The 17,105-nt window shown below is 34.7% G+C and carries 14 protein-coding genes and 1 tRNA gene; 10 read left to right on the plus strand and 5 right to left on the minus strand.

The annotated features are described in order from the left end of the window. The first annotated feature begins 2 nt into the window (after window positions 1-2). From PSF86_RS16245 to PSF86_RS16285, 9 genes are all read left to right on the plus strand, one after another. Complete coding sequence (locus PSF86_RS16245) at window positions 3-926, plus strand: efflux RND transporter periplasmic adaptor subunit (protein WP_277901150.1); 924 nt, start codon at window positions 3-5, stop codon at window positions 924-926. Next, window positions 923-3,934 (plus strand): efflux RND transporter permease subunit, encoded by a 3,012-nt coding sequence (locus PSF86_RS16250; RefSeq protein WP_277901151.1) that lies wholly within the window; start codon window positions 923-925, stop codon window positions 3,932-3,934. The genes PSF86_RS16245 and PSF86_RS16250 overlap by 4 nt, the downstream gene beginning before the upstream one ends. Window positions 3,935-3,976: 42 nt before the next feature. Beyond that, on the plus strand, window positions 3,977-4,654 hold the full coding sequence (locus PSF86_RS16255; protein ID WP_277901152.1) for a response regulator transcription factor: 678 nt from the start codon (window positions 3,977-3,979) through the stop codon (window positions 4,652-4,654). Then, window positions 4,655-5,911 carry a sensor histidine kinase gene (locus tag PSF86_RS16260; protein ID WP_277901153.1) on the plus strand — a complete coding sequence of 419 codons (1,257 nt, stop codon included), beginning with the start codon at window positions 4,655-4,657 and terminating at the stop codon, window positions 5,909-5,911. 97 nt (window positions 5,912-6,008) lie between these two features. After that, window positions 6,009-8,432: a TonB-dependent receptor gene (locus PSF86_RS16265; RefSeq protein WP_277901154.1), complete on the plus strand. Its 2,424-nt coding sequence runs from the start codon at window positions 6,009-6,011 to the stop codon at window positions 8,430-8,432. 66 nt (window positions 8,433-8,498) lie between these two features. Beyond that, complete coding sequence (locus PSF86_RS16270; protein WP_277901155.1) at window positions 8,499-8,951, plus strand: PepSY-like domain-containing protein; 453 nt, start codon at window positions 8,499-8,501, stop codon at window positions 8,949-8,951. A gap of 120 nt (window positions 8,952-9,071) precedes the next feature. Next, window positions 9,072-11,078: an LTA synthase family protein gene (locus PSF86_RS16275; protein WP_338424037.1), complete on the plus strand. Its 2,007-nt coding sequence runs from the start codon at window positions 9,072-9,074 to the stop codon at window positions 11,076-11,078. Beyond that, window positions 11,075-11,956, plus strand: a complete 882-nt coding sequence (locus PSF86_RS16280) for a diacylglycerol/lipid kinase family protein (RefSeq protein WP_277901156.1) — start codon at window positions 11,075-11,077, stop codon at window positions 11,954-11,956. Before PSF86_RS16275 ends, PSF86_RS16280 begins: the two co-directional genes overlap by 4 nt. A 213-nt stretch (window positions 11,957-12,169) precedes the next feature. Beyond that, a complete protein-coding gene (locus PSF86_RS16285; protein ID WP_277901157.1) occupies window positions 12,170-12,655 on the plus strand; it encodes a phosphatase PAP2 family protein in 486 nt (161 codons plus the stop codon). A gap of 94 nt (window positions 12,656-12,749) precedes the next feature. Here the strand turns inward: PSF86_RS16285 and PSF86_RS16290 are convergent. The 5 genes from PSF86_RS16290 to PSF86_RS16305 form a co-directional block, all read right to left on the minus strand. Further along, a protein-coding gene (locus PSF86_RS16290; protein ID WP_277901158.1) for an IS3 family transposase occupies window positions 12,750-13,872 on the minus strand; the annotation gives its coding sequence in 2 pieces (ribosomal slippage) (window positions 12,750-13,620 and window positions 13,619-13,872; 1,125 coding nt in all). Window positions 13,873-13,919: 47 nt separating this feature from the next. After that, entirely contained in the window at window positions 13,920-14,189 is a 270-nt protein-coding gene (locus PSF86_RS16295) for an IS3 family transposase (protein ID WP_277901159.1), read from the minus strand. Beyond that, window positions 14,134-14,700: an IS3 family transposase gene (locus PSF86_RS17915; RefSeq protein ID WP_407933339.1), complete on the minus strand. Its 567-nt coding sequence runs from the start codon at window positions 14,698-14,700 to the stop codon at window positions 14,134-14,136. The genes PSF86_RS16295 and PSF86_RS17915 overlap by 56 nt, the downstream gene beginning before the upstream one ends. A 66-nt stretch (window positions 14,701-14,766) precedes the next feature. Beyond that, the gene (locus tag PSF86_RS16300) at window positions 14,767-15,051 is read right to left on the minus strand and encodes a transposase (protein ID WP_277901160.1); all 285 of its coding nucleotides are present in this window, start codon (window positions 15,049-15,051) and stop codon (window positions 14,767-14,769) included. A 253-nt stretch (window positions 15,052-15,304) separates the two neighbouring features. Then, window positions 15,305-15,386, minus strand: a tRNA-Leu gene (locus tag PSF86_RS16305). A 199-nt stretch (window positions 15,387-15,585) separates the two neighbouring features. On the opposite strand from PSF86_RS16305, the gene PSF86_RS16310 reads away from it, so the two are divergent. Further along, on the plus strand, window positions 15,586-16,974 hold the full coding sequence (locus PSF86_RS16310) for a dipeptidase (protein WP_277901161.1): 1,389 nt from the start codon (window positions 15,586-15,588) through the stop codon (window positions 16,972-16,974). Window positions 16,975-17,105 lie beyond the last annotated feature (131 nt).

The raw sequence follows: 17,105 nt of genomic DNA on the forward strand, positions 1-17,105 counted from the left end.
TTATGAAGATAGATATCTCAAAATTATATTTGGTATCCATTTTTTTGATAATAGCGATTGGATGCAATACACCTCCTGTAGATCAAAATAGAACCAAGGCCTTTGTTAGGGTACAAACGGCAACGGTAAATAAAGGAACTATAGATCAATATCGTTTATTTAATGGGGTTACCAAATATCAACGCAAGGAAGATATCCGAGCCAATGTTACGGGTTATATTTCTACAATCAATTTTGAAGTTGGAAATTCTATTCGTAGAGGGCAGGTTTTATGCTATATAAGAACAAAAGAACAACAAGCCCTTGGAGCTGCAATAAGGATAGATAGTACACTGGCTAAACTTACCATTCCCATGGCAATAAAGAGCGAGGCAACCGGTGTTGTTTCCGTTATAAATTATAATGAGAATAGTTTTGTTTCAGAAGGGGATATTATAGCCACCGTTATACAACCTAATTCTTTGACAATACAAGTAAGCATTCCTTTTGATCAAAGTAAAGAAATTATAAAAGAAATGCCTTGTGAAATTGTTTTAAAAGATACCACTATCAATGCTAAAATTAGTCAACAATTACCCATAATTGATCCTTTGACCCAAAACCAACAATTTTTAATTGAAATGCCAAAGATTATTTTACCAGAGAACTTAAAAGTGCAGATTCGGATGTTGGAAAAAATTGCTGAGAATGCGATGGTACTTCCCCGATCTGTCATACAGACTAATGAACTACAAACTAAGTTTTGGGTTATGAAAGTTTTAAATGATTCTTTAGCTGTAAATATTAACGTAATACCACTAATGCAAAATGATTCTTTAGTTCAAGTAAGATCAACTTTGCTAGATTATAAAGATACTATTATTACTAAGGGAGCATATCAATTACAAGATTCCACTGTTGTCCGCATTGAAAACCCTGCACCGTGAATATAAATTTCGTAAAATACAAATATCCCTTTTTGTTTTTAGCAATACTATTGCTAGCTGGTGGCTTTATTTCTTATCAAAAATTGCAAACGGGATTGTTTCCAGATATCACTTTTCCAAAGATTAAAGTGATTGCTGATGCTGGGCAACAACCAGTGGATAAAATGATGACTGCGGTTACCATTCCTCTAGAAAATGTATTGAGGCGAACAGAAGGATTACAATACATTCGGAGTACCACCTCTCGAGGAAGTTGTGAGATTTCCGTATATCTAGATTGGGATACTGATATTAATACAGCCAAAGCCCAAATAGAATCCTATATTAATCAATCACAGGCAAATATTCTTCCGAACACCAATTTTTTAGTGGAAAAAATGAACCCTTCTATATTGCCAGTCATGGGGTATTCCTTAGAGGGAGATAATTACTCCTTAGTTGATTTAAAAAAAATAGCTAAATATCAAGTAAAACCATATTTATCTAGTACAGAAGGAGTTGCTGATGTTGTCGTGGTTGGAGGAAAGGAAAAAGAGTATCAGGTGGTATTGAATCCTATGAAGTTCAATGAGTTGGGGATAGGCATTTCTTCCGTTAAAGATGCTATTATCAATGCTAATATTCTTCAATCTAATGGGTATATAGAGGACCATAATCGTATGTATTTAACACTTATTGATAATGCCATAACTCAAAAATCCGATTTGGAAAACATCCCAATAGTTAATACTTCTACTGGATTTATTCGCTTAAAAGATATTGCTACAATTGAGATTAGAGAGGTAAAAGAATATGTTAGAATATTAGCTAATGGGAAAAACACACCCCTTATTGCCGTAGTAAAGCAACCTACAGCCAATTTAATGGAGGTTTCCGTTGAAATAGAGAAGAAAATTGATGAATTGGCAAACATCTTACCCAAAGGAGTTTATCTAAAACCTTACTATAAGCAAGCCGATTTTGTTGGCAAAAGCATCAGGAGCATTAAAGATGTTCTATGGATAGGACTTTTATTGGCGCTGTCTGTGGTAATTTTATTTTTAAGATCAGTTTCAGCTAGTTTATTGGTACTTCTTACCATTCCTATATCTTTATCACTTACTTTGATGGGTTTGGAGGTTTTGGGATATTCATTTAATATAATGACCCTTGGTGCCATTGCTGCTGCCATTGGACTTATGATTGATGATGTGGTAATCGTGATAGAACAGATACATAAAATTCGGGAGGAATATCTTGAAGAATCTATAGGATTGATTGTCCATAAAAGTATTCACTATTTATTTCCAGCAATGATAGGGTCATCCCTTAGCACCTTGGTCATATTCATTCCATTTATTCTTATGACAGGAGTTGCTGGGGCATATTTCAAAGTAATGGCCTTTACTATGATTATAGCGCTCGTAGCATCCTTTGTTGTTTCATGGCTGATATTACCCGCTTTGGCAATTTTTTTATCTAATAGACCTCATAAAAAGAAAATAAATATACAAAGAACCAAATGGGTTCATTTTATTTTAAAGCGCCCGTTTCTTGGTGTGTCATTTGTTATATTATGTGTTTTAATTTTATTGGTTATTCCTTCTAGATTAACTACGGGTTTTTTACCTGATATGGATGAAGGGAGTATCGTGTTGGATTTCAATAGTCCACCCGGTACTACCTTAAAGGAAACCAACCGTATGCTTGCAGAAGTTAATCATATATTGAATAATCAAGAAGAAGTGGAAGCGTACTCTGCTCGTATAGGAACTCAAATGGGCTTTTTTATTACGGAACCAAACCGAGGGGATTACCTTATTAAATTAAAGGATTCTAAAAGTAAAAATACTACAGCAGTAGCTGATGAAATAAGACAAAAATTAGAGAAATCAGTTCCGCAGCTTACGGTAGATTTTGGTCAGGTTATTGGAGATATGTTGGGTGATTTGATGAGCTCTGTACAACCGATAGAAATTAAAGTATTTGGATCGGATGTGAAAATACTTCAAACACTTTCAAAACAAATTGCTGCTGAGATGGAGCAAGTAGAAGGAACTGTGGATGTAAATGATGGAGTAATTGTTGCTGGCCCCACACTCTCGATAATACCAAATACCTATGCCCTTTCTCAATTGGGACTTACGGTAAATGACTTACAAATACAATTGCAAACACAAATAGAGGGAATAGTGGTAAGTACAATATATGAAAACGAACAAGTAGTGCCGATTCGTTTGGTATATCCCAATGTTAAAAATTTAAGTATTGAAAATATCAGAACTACAAAAATAATTTTACCAAATGGATCACCAATAGCTATTGATAAAGTAGCTAACATAACCTTAGAAAAAGGGGTGGCTGAGATTAATAGGGAAAATCAAAAATCAATGGGCGTGATTACTGCGCGATTAGATCAGCGTGATCTAGGGTCTGCCATAGTGGATATCAAGGATCGGATTGCCCAAAAAATCAGTATGCCACAAGGATATCATTTGGCTTATGGGGGTGCTTATATAGAGCAACAAAGAGCATTTCAGGAATTGTTATTAATTTTAATGAGTGCTATTCTATTAGTTTTTATGATTATTCTCTGTTTGTTTCGAAAACTTAGTATTGCTATTATGATACTCATTATAGGGGTGCTCGGAGTTGCAGGCTCTTTGATAAGCCTCTATATTACAGGAACTCCTTTAAATGTTGGTAGTTATACAGGGATTATTATGATTGTAGGGATTTTAGGGGAAAACAGCATTTTTACCTATTTGCAGTTTTTAGAAACAGATTCTAGGTGGACTGCTTTGAAAAGAATTGAATATGCTATTGCTGAAAGATTACGACCAAAGTTAATGACAACTACAGCTGCAATGATGGCTTTGATTCCTTTGGCACTTGGCATCGGAACAGGAGCACAATTACATCAACCATTGGCAATTGCAGTTATTGGAGGATTATTATTTGCATTGCCACTTTTATTAGTGGTATTACCCACGATGCTTGAATATATTGAAAAAAAGCGAAATCAATAGGCAGAGTATTAATTTTTAAAATGAAAAACTAATTTTAAGGCTATGAAAATATTAATTGCAGAGGACGAATTTTCTTTACAGCAGTCTATTGCTATTTACCTTGAAAAGGAAGGCAATGTATGTGAAGTGGCGTCCGATTTTAATGAAGCGTCTTATAAGATATCATTATATGATTATGATATTGTAATACTAGATCTCAATTTATTGACAGGGAGTGGAATTGATATCTTAAAGCAATTGAAGAAGAAGCAGGGTGCTAATACCGCGGTTATTATTATATCCGCAAACAATTCCTTGGATGATAAATTGGAAGGTTTGGATCTCGGAGCAGATGATTATTTAACCAAGCCATTTCATTTGGCAGAGCTTAATTCCCGGGTGAAGGCAATCTTAAGAAGGCAAATGTTTGGAGGAGGTGCTATTGTTGTTTTTAATGAGATTAAAATAGACACTGATGGACATGTGGTTACTGTGGGAGAAAAAGAAATTGTACTCACAAAAAAGGAATATGATTTGTTACTTTTTTTTGTTACCAATAAAAATAGGGTACTATCCAAGGAAATTATAGCAGAACATCTTTGGGGAGATAATAGTGATTTAATTGATAATTTTGATTTTATTTATGTGCATGTCAATAATTTAAGGAAAAAACTCACGAAAGAAGGTGCAAAATATATTAAAACAGCTTATGGTAGTGGTTATAAATTCATAGAAGATTAAATGAAAAAAAGGAGTAAAAAGATCGGCCTGATACAAAAGACTTCCAGTATTTTTATAATAGTGAGCTTACTGTTAATGTCTTTGAGTTCAATTGCGCTATATTTCTATGTACGAAATATTTTAGAGGCTGAAATTGAAGAGGAGTTGTATTCCACAACCGCTAGGATTGAAAGCATACTAGAGGCGGGTAAAAATCCATATTCATTGCCGCCAGTGGTAGAGGTAGGCACTTCCAAAGAACTCCTTCCTGATATATTGAAAGACACCTTGATCTATGATCCCTCACAAGATGAAATAGAACTATTTAGAGAGCTATCAAGTTTTAAGAGAATCAACAATATTAATTATAAAATATCAGTAAGGGATCTTGTAGTAGAATCTGAAAATATATTAATCGCCATAATCATTTCCTATTTATTAATCATTATAGTTGTTTTTGTAGTGTTGTATTACTTCAATAAAGTGGGGAATTCCTATTTATGGAAACCATTTTTTAATACGCTAGAACAAATAAAACAGTTTTCTCTTACCGCCAAGGAACCCATAGTATTGTCAAGTTCTAATATTAGAGAGTTCAGTGAACTGAACACCCAAGTAAAAATACTTACTGATAAAGTAAGGGCAGATTATAACAATCTAAAGCAATTTACAGAGGATGTTTCCCATGAATTACAAACTCCCTTGGCCATCATGCAGGTTAAAATAGAGAGTGTTATAAATGACGCACCATTAAGCAACCAACAATATGACCAGTTGACATCCATTCAAAAAGATATTAAGCGAGTAACTCAAATGAATAAGGGATTAACACTGCTTACAAAAATAGAGAACAATCAATTTATAAACCCAAAGCAAGTTTCATTGACTTCTATCGTAGAGGAGAATATTGCTAATTTTAAAGAGATATTCCAACAAGATATTCAGTTCGTAAATGAAAATGAGCTTTTGGTGACTATGGATTACCATTTGGCAGAAATTCTTTGTAATAATTTAATTTCCAATGCTATAAAGCATCATATAGGTAGTGGGGATATTGTTATTGAAATTTCTAACAAGAGTTTATCTGTTAGTAATAAGGGGGAGAAACCAATTTTACATGTGGATCAGATATTCAATCGTTTTTATAAAGAAAATGAGAGTGTGAAATCTACTGGTTTGGGGCTTGCCATTGCAAAGAAAATTTGCGATATGTATAATTTCAAACTTACATATTCATTCGACAAAGGAAGCCATATATTTTTGGTTCAATTTTCATGAGTAAATTACTAGCTGTACCCCACTAATTAATAATTTAATTTTCCACTTTAAACCATCTTTAGATTTACTTTTTAGTTTTATTCAAAATTCGAATATAATGGATAAATTAAAGGTACGATTATTGTCTTCCTTTTTGGCAATATTTGGTGTTTGCGAAGCTCAGGAAAAAATAACAGTTTCCGGAAAAGTTAAGGATAGTCAGACCAATGAAGTTTTACCTTATACATCCGTAACAGTAAATAAAGAAACTTCTGGAGCGTTTGTAATAGGAACAATAACAGATGAAGCGGGTGATTTTATGCTAGAAGGATTACCTTTGGGCAATTATAGTATAAACATTTCTTTTGTAGGTTATCAGCAATCGCAACGGAAGATTTATGCAAGTGGGATAAATACTACTTTTACTCTAGGTGTAATTCCACTGAATCCAACATCCGAAGCTTTGGAAGCAGTGGAAGTATCGGTAAAAAGAGAAGTGACTAATGCTGCATTAAGTAAAAAAAGTTTTTCACTTACCGATAATATAGCTAATTCCGGTGGCTCGGTATTGGAAGCTATGAAATCAATGCCTGGTGTTACTTTTGATCAAGAAGGAAAAGTGTTGTTGAGAGGAAGCGATAAGGTCACTGTGCTTATAGATGGAAAACAGTCCAGTTTAACTGGTTTTGGAAACCAAAAAGGATTGGGAAACATTCCAGTTTCAAATATTGATAGGATTGAGATTATTAATAATCCTTCGGCTAAGTATGATGCGAATGGTTTAGCAGGTATTATTAATATTATTTATAAAGAAGAGCAAGAAAGAGGTGTTAATGGAACCATAGGGCTTTCATCTGGAATAGGAGCATTCTCTATACGTAAGGGGGATCTCCCAACCGATCTTGGTTCTTATTATATGAATCCAAAATTAATCCCAAGTATAGATTTTAATTACAGAACTAAAAAGTTTAATTACTTTGTTCAGTCAGAAATTATCATTCAAGAAGCACTTCCCAATAATGAGTTTACAACTAGATTGTATAGTGACGGAAGTGAAATTGCATCCCAAGTTCCAGAAAATAGAAAACAGTTTAGGGCCATCTTAAAAGGAGGCGTTGATTGGAATTTAGATGAGAATAATAGGTTTACTTTTTCAGCGATGTACGATAGAGAAAAGCATATCGATACCTCTCAAGTCGCTTTTATTAACTTAGCTTCCAGTCAAAGAGAGCGATATTATAACTGGAAGGAAGAAGAGATAACAAGTAATATTAATGTGGTTGCAGATTATGAACATTCATTTGAAGAACCTGGGCAAACCTTTAATGCAAACCTACAATATACAAGAGGTTTGGAGGATGAAAGATATTTTTTGAACGATAGTTCTTCCATTCGCATAGGGAGGGATGTTACACATATTAAAGCGGTTGAACACACATTAGGTTTGTCAGCAAATTATGCACAGGCATTGGCAGCAGGGAAGTTGGAGGTTGGTACCAAAGTTAGAGTTCGCCGTCTCCCTGTTGATTATTCTGTTGAAAGAGGAGATAATTCAATTATTTACGAAGGACTTGGAGATTATTCCGATTGGGGAGAGAATCTCTTTGCAGGATATGCAAACTTTGTCTATGAAAGAGCACATTTTGAAATAGAAGCAGGTTTAAGAGCGGAGTATACCCAGGTTTTTTATACCCTTGATCCTGCAAATATTTACTACGATTCCAATGATGATTATGACTATTTTAAATTTTTTCCAAGTATACGATATACTCAAAAACTCAACCAAAATAATAATTTGTCGTTTTTTTATAATCGTCGAATTGATCGTCCTGGAGAAGCAGAACTCAGAATTTTTCCAAAATATGATGATCCTGAACTCTTAAAGGTAGGAAATCCCTATTTACGTCCTCAATACACAGAAGCCATAGAATTGGCACATAAATTTTCATGGAATACGGGTTCTTTGTTTTCCGCTTTATACCATAAAAAGATAACCGATGAATATCGAAGGATCTATAGTGTTGATAATTCAAATCCAACGTATGACATTATCAATAGAATATATCAAAATACAGGAAGGACATTGTCAAGCGGCATAGAGATACTATTTAATCAGGATATTTCTTCTTATTGGGAATTGGGCCTGAGTGCAAATTTTTTCAATAATAAGATAGCAGCCTATACTGGAACTGTCTTGTTTCCCTATGAAAGACCTTTTTATATAGAAGAGTCTAATGCAAATGCAACTATTTTAAAACTAACCAATGAATTTCGGTTACCTTGGGAATTGCAATTTCAGGTGCTAGGGCTTTATTATTCACCAAAGAATATACCACAAGGAAAAGAGCTTTCTCGTTCTTCAATAGATATTGGTGTGAAGAAATTAGTTTGGAATAAAAAAGGAGAGATTGCTTTTTCAATGAGTGATTTATTTAATAATTATGGAATTCGACAAGAAATAAATGAAAGTGATTTTACTGCTTTATATCAGAATTATTACGAGACACAAATAGCGAGAGTCTCTTTCAAATATAAGTTTTAGAAGCTTAAACATTTCTTTAGAATTGGTGATTAACTTTAGTGTTATTAACTAAAAAAATAATACAAAATGAAAGTATTAAATTTATTGTTTATGGGGGTCTTAATTACAGGGCTCAGTGCCTTTGGATATAAAAAAGAGGTTCCAGAAAAAGTGGAAGAAGCTTTTAATAAAAAATTCCCAGAAGCTAAGGGTGTACATTGGGATCAGGAATCTGATCATGAATGGGAAGCAGAATTTAAATGGGACGGTCATCGCTATTCAGCTAATTTTATGGACGATGGAACCTGGAAGGAAACTGAACATGAAATTAAGTTTAAAGAATTACCAGAGAGGGTTCGAATTTCCTTATTCCAGAAGTTCCAGGATTATAAAATCAAAGAGCAGGAAATTTCGGAAACATCTAATGGAACTCTGTATGAATGTGAAATAAAAAAAGGAAAATCAAAACTAGAAGTGGCCTTTGATGAAAAAGGAGAACTTATGAAAAAAGAAGTGTTAACGGAAGAAGAAGAAGATTAGGTTTTGTTTTTTTTCGATTTAGTATAAAGGGATTTGAATTTGTTTTCAAATCCCCTTTTTTTTAAATCAATGCAATCGCATCTTTAATTTTCCTTTAGATTCTGATGATAATTTTACCACTTGAATTTTGATAGAGTTATTTATATGTGGTACAAGTTATCCCCTAAGCGTTTTGAATTATTGAAGGTTTTTGTTCTTTTCTTTGTAGGCCTTTCATCTGTTGTAAGATTAATCTTTTTATTGTGGAACCTAAGTGAGGTTGACGTCGATTTCTTTGATATACTACGAATTTTTATGACAGGTCTATTTTTTGACCTGGGAACAATTTCGTTTTTTACCATCCCTTATCTGCTGTATTTAATGATAATGCCTAATAAATGGGTAGGGAGCTTATTTGACCGAATAGCTACCTATACTGGTTTTACCATAGGAATATTAGTGCTCTATTTTTCTTTTTTTGCAGAAATTACATTCTGGGATGAATTCCATAGAAGATTTAACTTTATCGCGGTAGATTACTTAATCTATACCTATGAAGTAGTTCGAAATATAAATGAGTCCTATCCCTTGCCAATTTTAATTTCTAGTATCTTGTTGTTGACTGTTGGTACCATATATTTAATATATAAGTGCAATAGTTTTGAACATGTTTTTAAAGCACAAATATCATTTAAAACGAAAGTATTATTCTCCTTCCCTTGGGTTGTAATAGCCATTTGCTTTACCATGTTTGTCTCCAATGAAGCTGCTGATTGGTCAGGAAATCGATATAATAATGAACTTTCAAAAGCCGGGATTTATTCCTTTTTTGCCGCCTTTAGAAATAATGAGCTTTCGTATACAGAATTTTACAAAACCCTTACCAAAAATGAATCCTATGCTTTAGTAAGTAAACAATACGAAGCTTCTGGGGATTTAATTGATCGTGAAAAAAATCCTATATATAGAAATATTCCACCTCATGATACACTTCAACGTGGAATAACCCCGAACGTTATATTTATTTGTGTAGAGAGTTTAAGTGCCAAATTCTTAGGAGTATTTGGCAATGAAAAGGGGCTTACTCCGAATTTAGATAAACTTTCTAAAGAAGGTGTTTTATTTTCAAACCTATATGCAACCGGGACTAGAACAGTACGAGGAATGGAAGCTATAACCTTGTCGATACCACCAACACCCGGACGAAGTATTGTCAAAAGAGAACACAATACAGGTATGTTTACCATCGGTGAAGTATTTAAAAATAAAGGATATTCACGTAATTTTTATTATGGAGGGGATGGTTATTTCGATAATATGAATGCCTATTTCAGTGGAAATGATTTTAATATTATAGATAGGGGAAGAGAGTTTTTGATTGGTGATCAAATAAAAACCATTAGAACTAATATTAATGATAACGAAGTAAGCTTTGAAAATGCTTGGGGAGTTTGCGATGAAGATATTTTTAATAAAGTTATACAGCAGGCAGATATACAATCTGTTAGCGGAAAACCTTTTTTTGATTTTATTATGACCACTTCTAATCACAAACCATATACATATCCAGAAGGTAAAATAGACATTCCATCAGGAAGTGGTAGGGATGGTGCAGTTAAATATACAGATTACGCAATTGGAAAATTCATTGAAAAAGCTAAATCGAAACCATGGTTTAATAATACCGTTTTTGTAGTCATGAGCGATCACTGTGCTAGTAGTGCTGGGCGATGGGAACTGGATGTTAAAAACTACCATATTCCTGCCATTATCTATAATTTGCCTAACCAAAGTTCTAAAAAAATAGATAGACTCTGTTCCCAAATCGATATCTTCCCAACATTATTCGGGTATTTTAATTGGAAATATAACTCAAACTTCTTTGGGCAGGATATAACAAAGAAATCTTCAAATACAGCAAGAGCATTTATTGGGAATTATAGAAAATTAGGCCTTTTAAAAGGGAATAATCTTATGATTCTAGGAGATCAAAAGACTGCTAATTTTTATAAATGGGATAATATCACAAATGGTCTTACAATACAAAGCGTATCCAATGACTATTTAAATCAGACGATTTCTTTTTATCAAACTGCTGATGATTTGTATACAAGTGGTAAGCTTACTTTAAAAAGTTTAAAAGAATGAAAAATATTCATTTCATTGTAAATCCAATAGCTGGAAAAGGGAATAAAAATATTGATCAAAAGCTTTTGGATGGCTATTTTCCAAAAGCGCTCTATATATTAGTAATTAAGTATACAAAATATAAAGGTGAGGCTGTTGTGCTAACTCAAGAATCTGTTAGTCAAGGAGCAGATATTATTGTTGCATGCGGTGGTGATGGAACCATAAATGAAGTAGCTTCTGTTTTAGTGAATTCTCAATGTATCTTAGGAATAATACCAATTGGTTCAGGTAATGGACTAGCTTCTCATTTGAATATTCCTAAAAATATTGAAAAAGCCCTCATGATCATTAAGCATCAAGTTACCAACAAAATTGATGTGGGTATCTGTAATGGTAATTATTTTTTTAGTAATACAGGTTTTGGGTTTGATGCCAAGGTAATACGAAACTATGAAGGCTTTAATGGACGTACCCTTAAGAGTTATTTAAAAGCTTGTGCTGTTACTTTTTTTAATGATAAAAAGGATGATTCTCTGGTTGTAACCATTAACGGGACAAAAATGTATAAAGACCCATTTTTAATTTTTGCTTCCAACTCCAATGAACTAGGGTATAATTTTAGTCTTACCCCAAAGGCATCATTAAAAGATGGCCTTTTGGATGTGCTTATAATCCCAAAAATGCAAAAACTACAGTTGGTATGGTTTGGGATAATGTTGATTTTCAAAAGACATCTAAGTATAAAGGGAGTGGTTAGTTATCAAACAAATAAGCTGGACATAATAAGAAATAAAGGGAAGTACCTTGAATCTCAAATGGATGGAGAATATAAAATTTTAGAAGAAATAAAGGTATCCATCGAATTATTAAAAGACTCAATTATAGTGATTAATTAAGTGTATTCTTTAAAACTTTAGAATTTCTTTAGAATCGTGATTTACTTTTGGATACTTAATCCTAAAATAAGCATGCCTATTATATTAAAATTACTTAACTGATAGCATTACCTCATGTATTATCTTTTTAATTCTACTACCAAAATCTTCTATTTTAAAATTCAGAAGTGTTTTATATTTTTTATCTATTTTGCTTGCTTTTGGAATTTGAGATTGTATTCACAAGAAAAAGCGATTGAAACTTCAGGAGATATTCTTTTGTATGCGATGCCAGCTATTTCATTGGGATCAACCCTTATCATAGGTGATAAACAAGGGTCTTGGCAGTTCTTAAAAGGTTTAGCCGTAAATGAAGCTATGACTTTTGGATTAAAACTAGCTATTACTAAACCACGACCCAATGAAGCTAATAATAATTCTTTTCCATCAGGGCATACCTCCACGACATTTCAGAGTGCGGCTTTTATTCAAAAAAGATATGGTTGGAAGTATGGAATACCCGCATATACTTTAGCTGCGTTCACAGGATATAGTAGAATCTATGCAGATCAGCATGATATATTAGATGTCTTGGTGGGAGCGGCAATAGGTGTTGGTAGTAGTTATTTATTTACGAATGAATATCGAAAGGAGCGTATGGAAATTACATTTACATCCAATCGAGATAATATATTACTGGGATTTAATTATAAGTTCTGACACCAATTTTCATTTGTAAATGAGATGTTTTTAATTTATCACTTGTGCCTTTTTAGCAATAAATTGTAGGTGGGCTATTGACCTCCTCCCATATTTAGGTACTGGTCATAACTAGAGAATCTGGGCTATTTTCATTGATTTCAATGTACTCATTGGGTGACATGTCACCCAATGAGCTGTGTGGTCTAAACCCGTTATAGTCTTCCCTCCAAATATCGAACTTTTCTTGAGCATCTTCCCAAGAGAAGAACCAGTTTGTATTTAAACATTCATCTCTGAAAGATCCATTGAAGCTTTCTATAAATGGATTATCAGTAGGTTTTCCGGGTCTTGAGAAGTATAATTCAACATTGTTTTCATAAGCCCATTTATCCAATACTTTACTGATAAATTCACTTCTATTATCTACTTTTATGCGTTTAGAATAAACTCTTGCACTAGTAACTAAATTATCCATCACCCCAACAACATCACTTCCTTTAAGGGATTTTCCTGCATATATAGCTAAACATTTACGACTATAATTATCTACTACAGTTAAGGCCCTGAAACGGCTTCCGTCGTAGAGTTGATCTGTCACAAAATCCATACTCCAGCACTCATGTAAACTAGAGGCATTACCAAGAGCAGGCTGTCTATGGGCTGCACACCGACTTCTTTTAGGTCTCTTAGATCTGAGGTTTAAACCTTCTTCGCAATACACTCTATAAACGCGTTTATGATTATCCATAAAGCCTTCCCGGCGAAGCAAGATATAGATCCTCCAAAACCCATAGCGTACCCGTGTTGCTGCTATTTCTTTCATTCTCATACGCAGCAATTCATCTCCACGTTCTTTGGGTGTATAATAAAAAACGCTTTTGTGCAGCAATATTAGGCGTACACAACGGTTGATGGAAATATTATATTCCATACGAATATTGCTGACCATCTCCCGTTTTCGAGACGGCCTCAGAACTTTTTTTAAGTACGTCCTGAAGAATCTGCTTGTCAAGACTTAAATCAGCTACAAGCTTTTTAAGCTGCGCATTCTCCTCCTCCAAGTTTTTAAGCCTTCTCAGTTCAGAGACACCCAGACCACCGTATTTTTTCTTCCAATTGTAAAAGGTAGCCTCGCTGATTCCCATCTTGCGACAGACCTCAGAAAGACGTGTTCCAGTCTCAACCTGTTTTATCGCAAATACAATCTGCGACTCGGTATATTTTGATCGTTTCATAAGCAAATAATTTATTTAAAGTTAAATATTTATTTGCCAGAAATACTCTAGTTTTTATCAGTCTGATTTAATGGGAGGAGGTCACATATTTCGATGTACTCAAAAACAGCGGTTTTAGCCTGCTCTATAGTTTTAAAATCATCATCATAAACAAGCTCTACCTTTAATGTTTTAAAGAAGGATTCAGCAACTGAATTATCCCAACAATTTCCCTTTCTACTCATAGATTGAGTTACCAAAGGATTGGATTTAATAAAAGTTCTAAATGTTTTTGAGGCGTATTGTATCCCACGATCTGAGTGAAATATTAAATCCATGTTTATAATACGCTTGCTTATAGCCATTTTCCAGGCTGGAATAATAGTTTGATCGGTATGTAAACTTACTTGTACTTAATGACCAACCTATTACCTGCCTGTCAAACAAATCAATAATTGTGGTTAGGTATAACCACCCTTGATTGGTTTGGATATAGGTAATATCGCTAACCCAAGCTTCATTTAATCTACTGGGATTAAAGTTTCTGTTCAATAAATTTCTGCAAACCGGATAACTGTGATTTGAATCGGTGGGAGCTTTAAATTTTCTTTTGTGTTTGCTTACCCAATTATTAGCCCTCATAATTTTAGCTACTCTAAACCTGGATATACAGTAGCCTTTACGTTTAAGTTTTTCTGCTATTCGTGTAGAGCCATATCGTTTTTTGCTCTGGTCAAATTCCGTTTTAATCAAATCCGTAAATAGGCTAAGTTCCAATCTTCGTTTTGAGGGTCCAGCCGTATACCATCTATAAAAACTACTCCTACTGACTTTAAATACCTTGCACATCCTCTTGGGTAGGATATAAATGTTTATAGCTGGCTATAAATCCATAGATTTAGCTTACGCTGATTTTCAATTCCCATCGCTCTTGGAGAAGATGTGCACGGCCTTTTTTAATATCTCAAGTTCAAGTTCCTTTTCTCTAAGAGCTTTGCGCAGTCTTTTAACCTCTAATGTGTCATCAGGCACTGCTTTTTCTGGCTTAGGAGATATTGTTGTTCTGGCTGCCTTTCGCCATTTATAAATCCTTTGGACTTCTAAACCCAACTCGTCTGCTAATTCTTTTATATTCTCTCGTTGGTAACTTAACCGAACTGCTTGCTCCTTTAATTCAGGACTGTAATATCGTTTTTTCATGTTTCTAAGATATTTGTTTTATAACAAACAGTCTTAAATTTTATGTCCGAGTAAAAGTAGCAACTCCACGTTACCAACGAGAGGAGGTTAATCCAACGTATTTTTGATAATCTGAGGTATTTGACTAATAATTAATGGAAGAATGACAAAAGTAAAATGGTAGCAGAAAGCTGGAAATAAAATTAGAAAGCTGAAAATCGGTGATTTGTTGTACCCAAATAAAAAAAGCTCCCAAAAATTTGAGAGCTTTTTGTGCGGGTGAAAGGACTCGAACCTTCACACCTTGCGGCACCAGATCCTAAGTCTGGCGTGTCTACCAATTCCACCACACCCGCATTTTATATTTTTATGAACTTTTTTGGCTTAATTACTAAGTCCAATCTGTCTGTCAATTCCCCGCCTGTACCATAAAGGGCACGTATTATACCCGCGACGAATTTGTGGGTGCAAATATAATTCAATTTTTGAATATTCAAACTTTATAATCAAAAAAACTTCTTTTTTTGTACATTTGATTTTACAACAAAATACTTCATGGAAAATATAAAGTCGTATATCGATACGCACAGGGATCGATTCATATCAGAACTTATAGAATTATTAAAAATGCCATCGGTTAGTGCCGATCCAGCTTTCTCCCAAGACGTCCTTAATACTGCCGATGCCGTTAAAAATGCACTGGAAAGGGCAGGTTGCGATCATGTCGAGATTTGCGAAACTCCCGGATATCCAATTGTCTATGGAGAAAAGATAATAGATAAAACACTTCCCACGGTTTTGGTATATGGCCATTATGATGTACAGCCACCAGATCCCATAGATTTATGGGAATCGCCTCCTTTTGAACCAATAATAAAAGAAACCGAACTGCATCCCGAAGGAGCTATTTTTGCACGAGGTGCCTGTGACGACAAAGGGCAAATGTACATGCATGTAAAAGCCTTGGAATACATGACGCAAACAGGAAACCTTCCCTGTAACGTGAAATTTATGATTGAAGGAGAAGAAGAAGTGGGGTCCGAAAGCCTGGAATGGTTTATTATCAACAGCCGGGAAAAGCTGTCCAACGATGTTATCCTGATTTCCGATACCGGAATGATAGCCAAAGACGTCCCGTCCATTACCACAGGCTTGCGCGGCTTAAGTTATGTTGAAGTAGAAGTAATAGGCCCCAACCGTGATTTGCACAGCGGCTTGTACGGCGGTGCGGTGGCCAACCCCATTAACGTGCTCAATAAAATGATAGCCACATTGCACGACGAAAACAACCATATTACCATTCCCGGTTTTTACGATAAAGTAGATGAACTTTCTGTAGAAGAGCGCGCCGAAATGGAAAAGGCACCTTTCTCATTGGAAGATTATAAAAAAGCATTGGCCATAAACGATGTGTATGGCGAAAAAGACTATACCACCAACGAGCGTAGCAGCATCCGCCCGACACTGGATGTAAATGGAATATGGGGCGGTTATATTGGCGAAGGTGCCAAAACGATAATTGCCAGCAAGGCATCGGCCAAAATATCCATGCGGTTGGTACCGCACCAAGATTGGCGGGAAATAACCGATCTGTTTCAGGCATATTTTGAAAGCTTGGCACCGGCAGGGGTAAAAGTTATTGTAAAACCCCACCACGGCGGGCATCCATATGTCACGCCTATAGACAGCACAGGGTACCAGGCGGCAAGCAGGGCATACGAGGAAACCTTTGGCAAAACGCCCATCCCGCAACGTAGCGGTGGGAGTATCCCTATTGTTTCTCTGTTTGAAAAGGAATTGAAAAGCAAGACTATATTAATGGGCTTTGGCCTCAATAGCGATGCCATACATTCGCCCAACGAGCATTACGGCATATGGAATTATTTAAAAGGCATTGAGACCATACCATATTTTTATAAATACTTTACCGAATTGAGCAGGTAAAGTATTCTGAAAAAACAAAAACTACCCTATGGCCTGCAAGGTTTTTTTCAATCTTGCAGGAGTGTGCATATATAATATTGCCGAGACATAAAAAGCGATCCGTTTACGAAAAAATATAAATCAGTTCTTAT

Source organism: Galbibacter pacificus (genome assembly GCF_029603165.1).
Classification (GTDB): domain Bacteria; phylum Bacteroidota; class Bacteroidia; order Flavobacteriales; family Flavobacteriaceae; genus Galbibacter; species Galbibacter pacificus.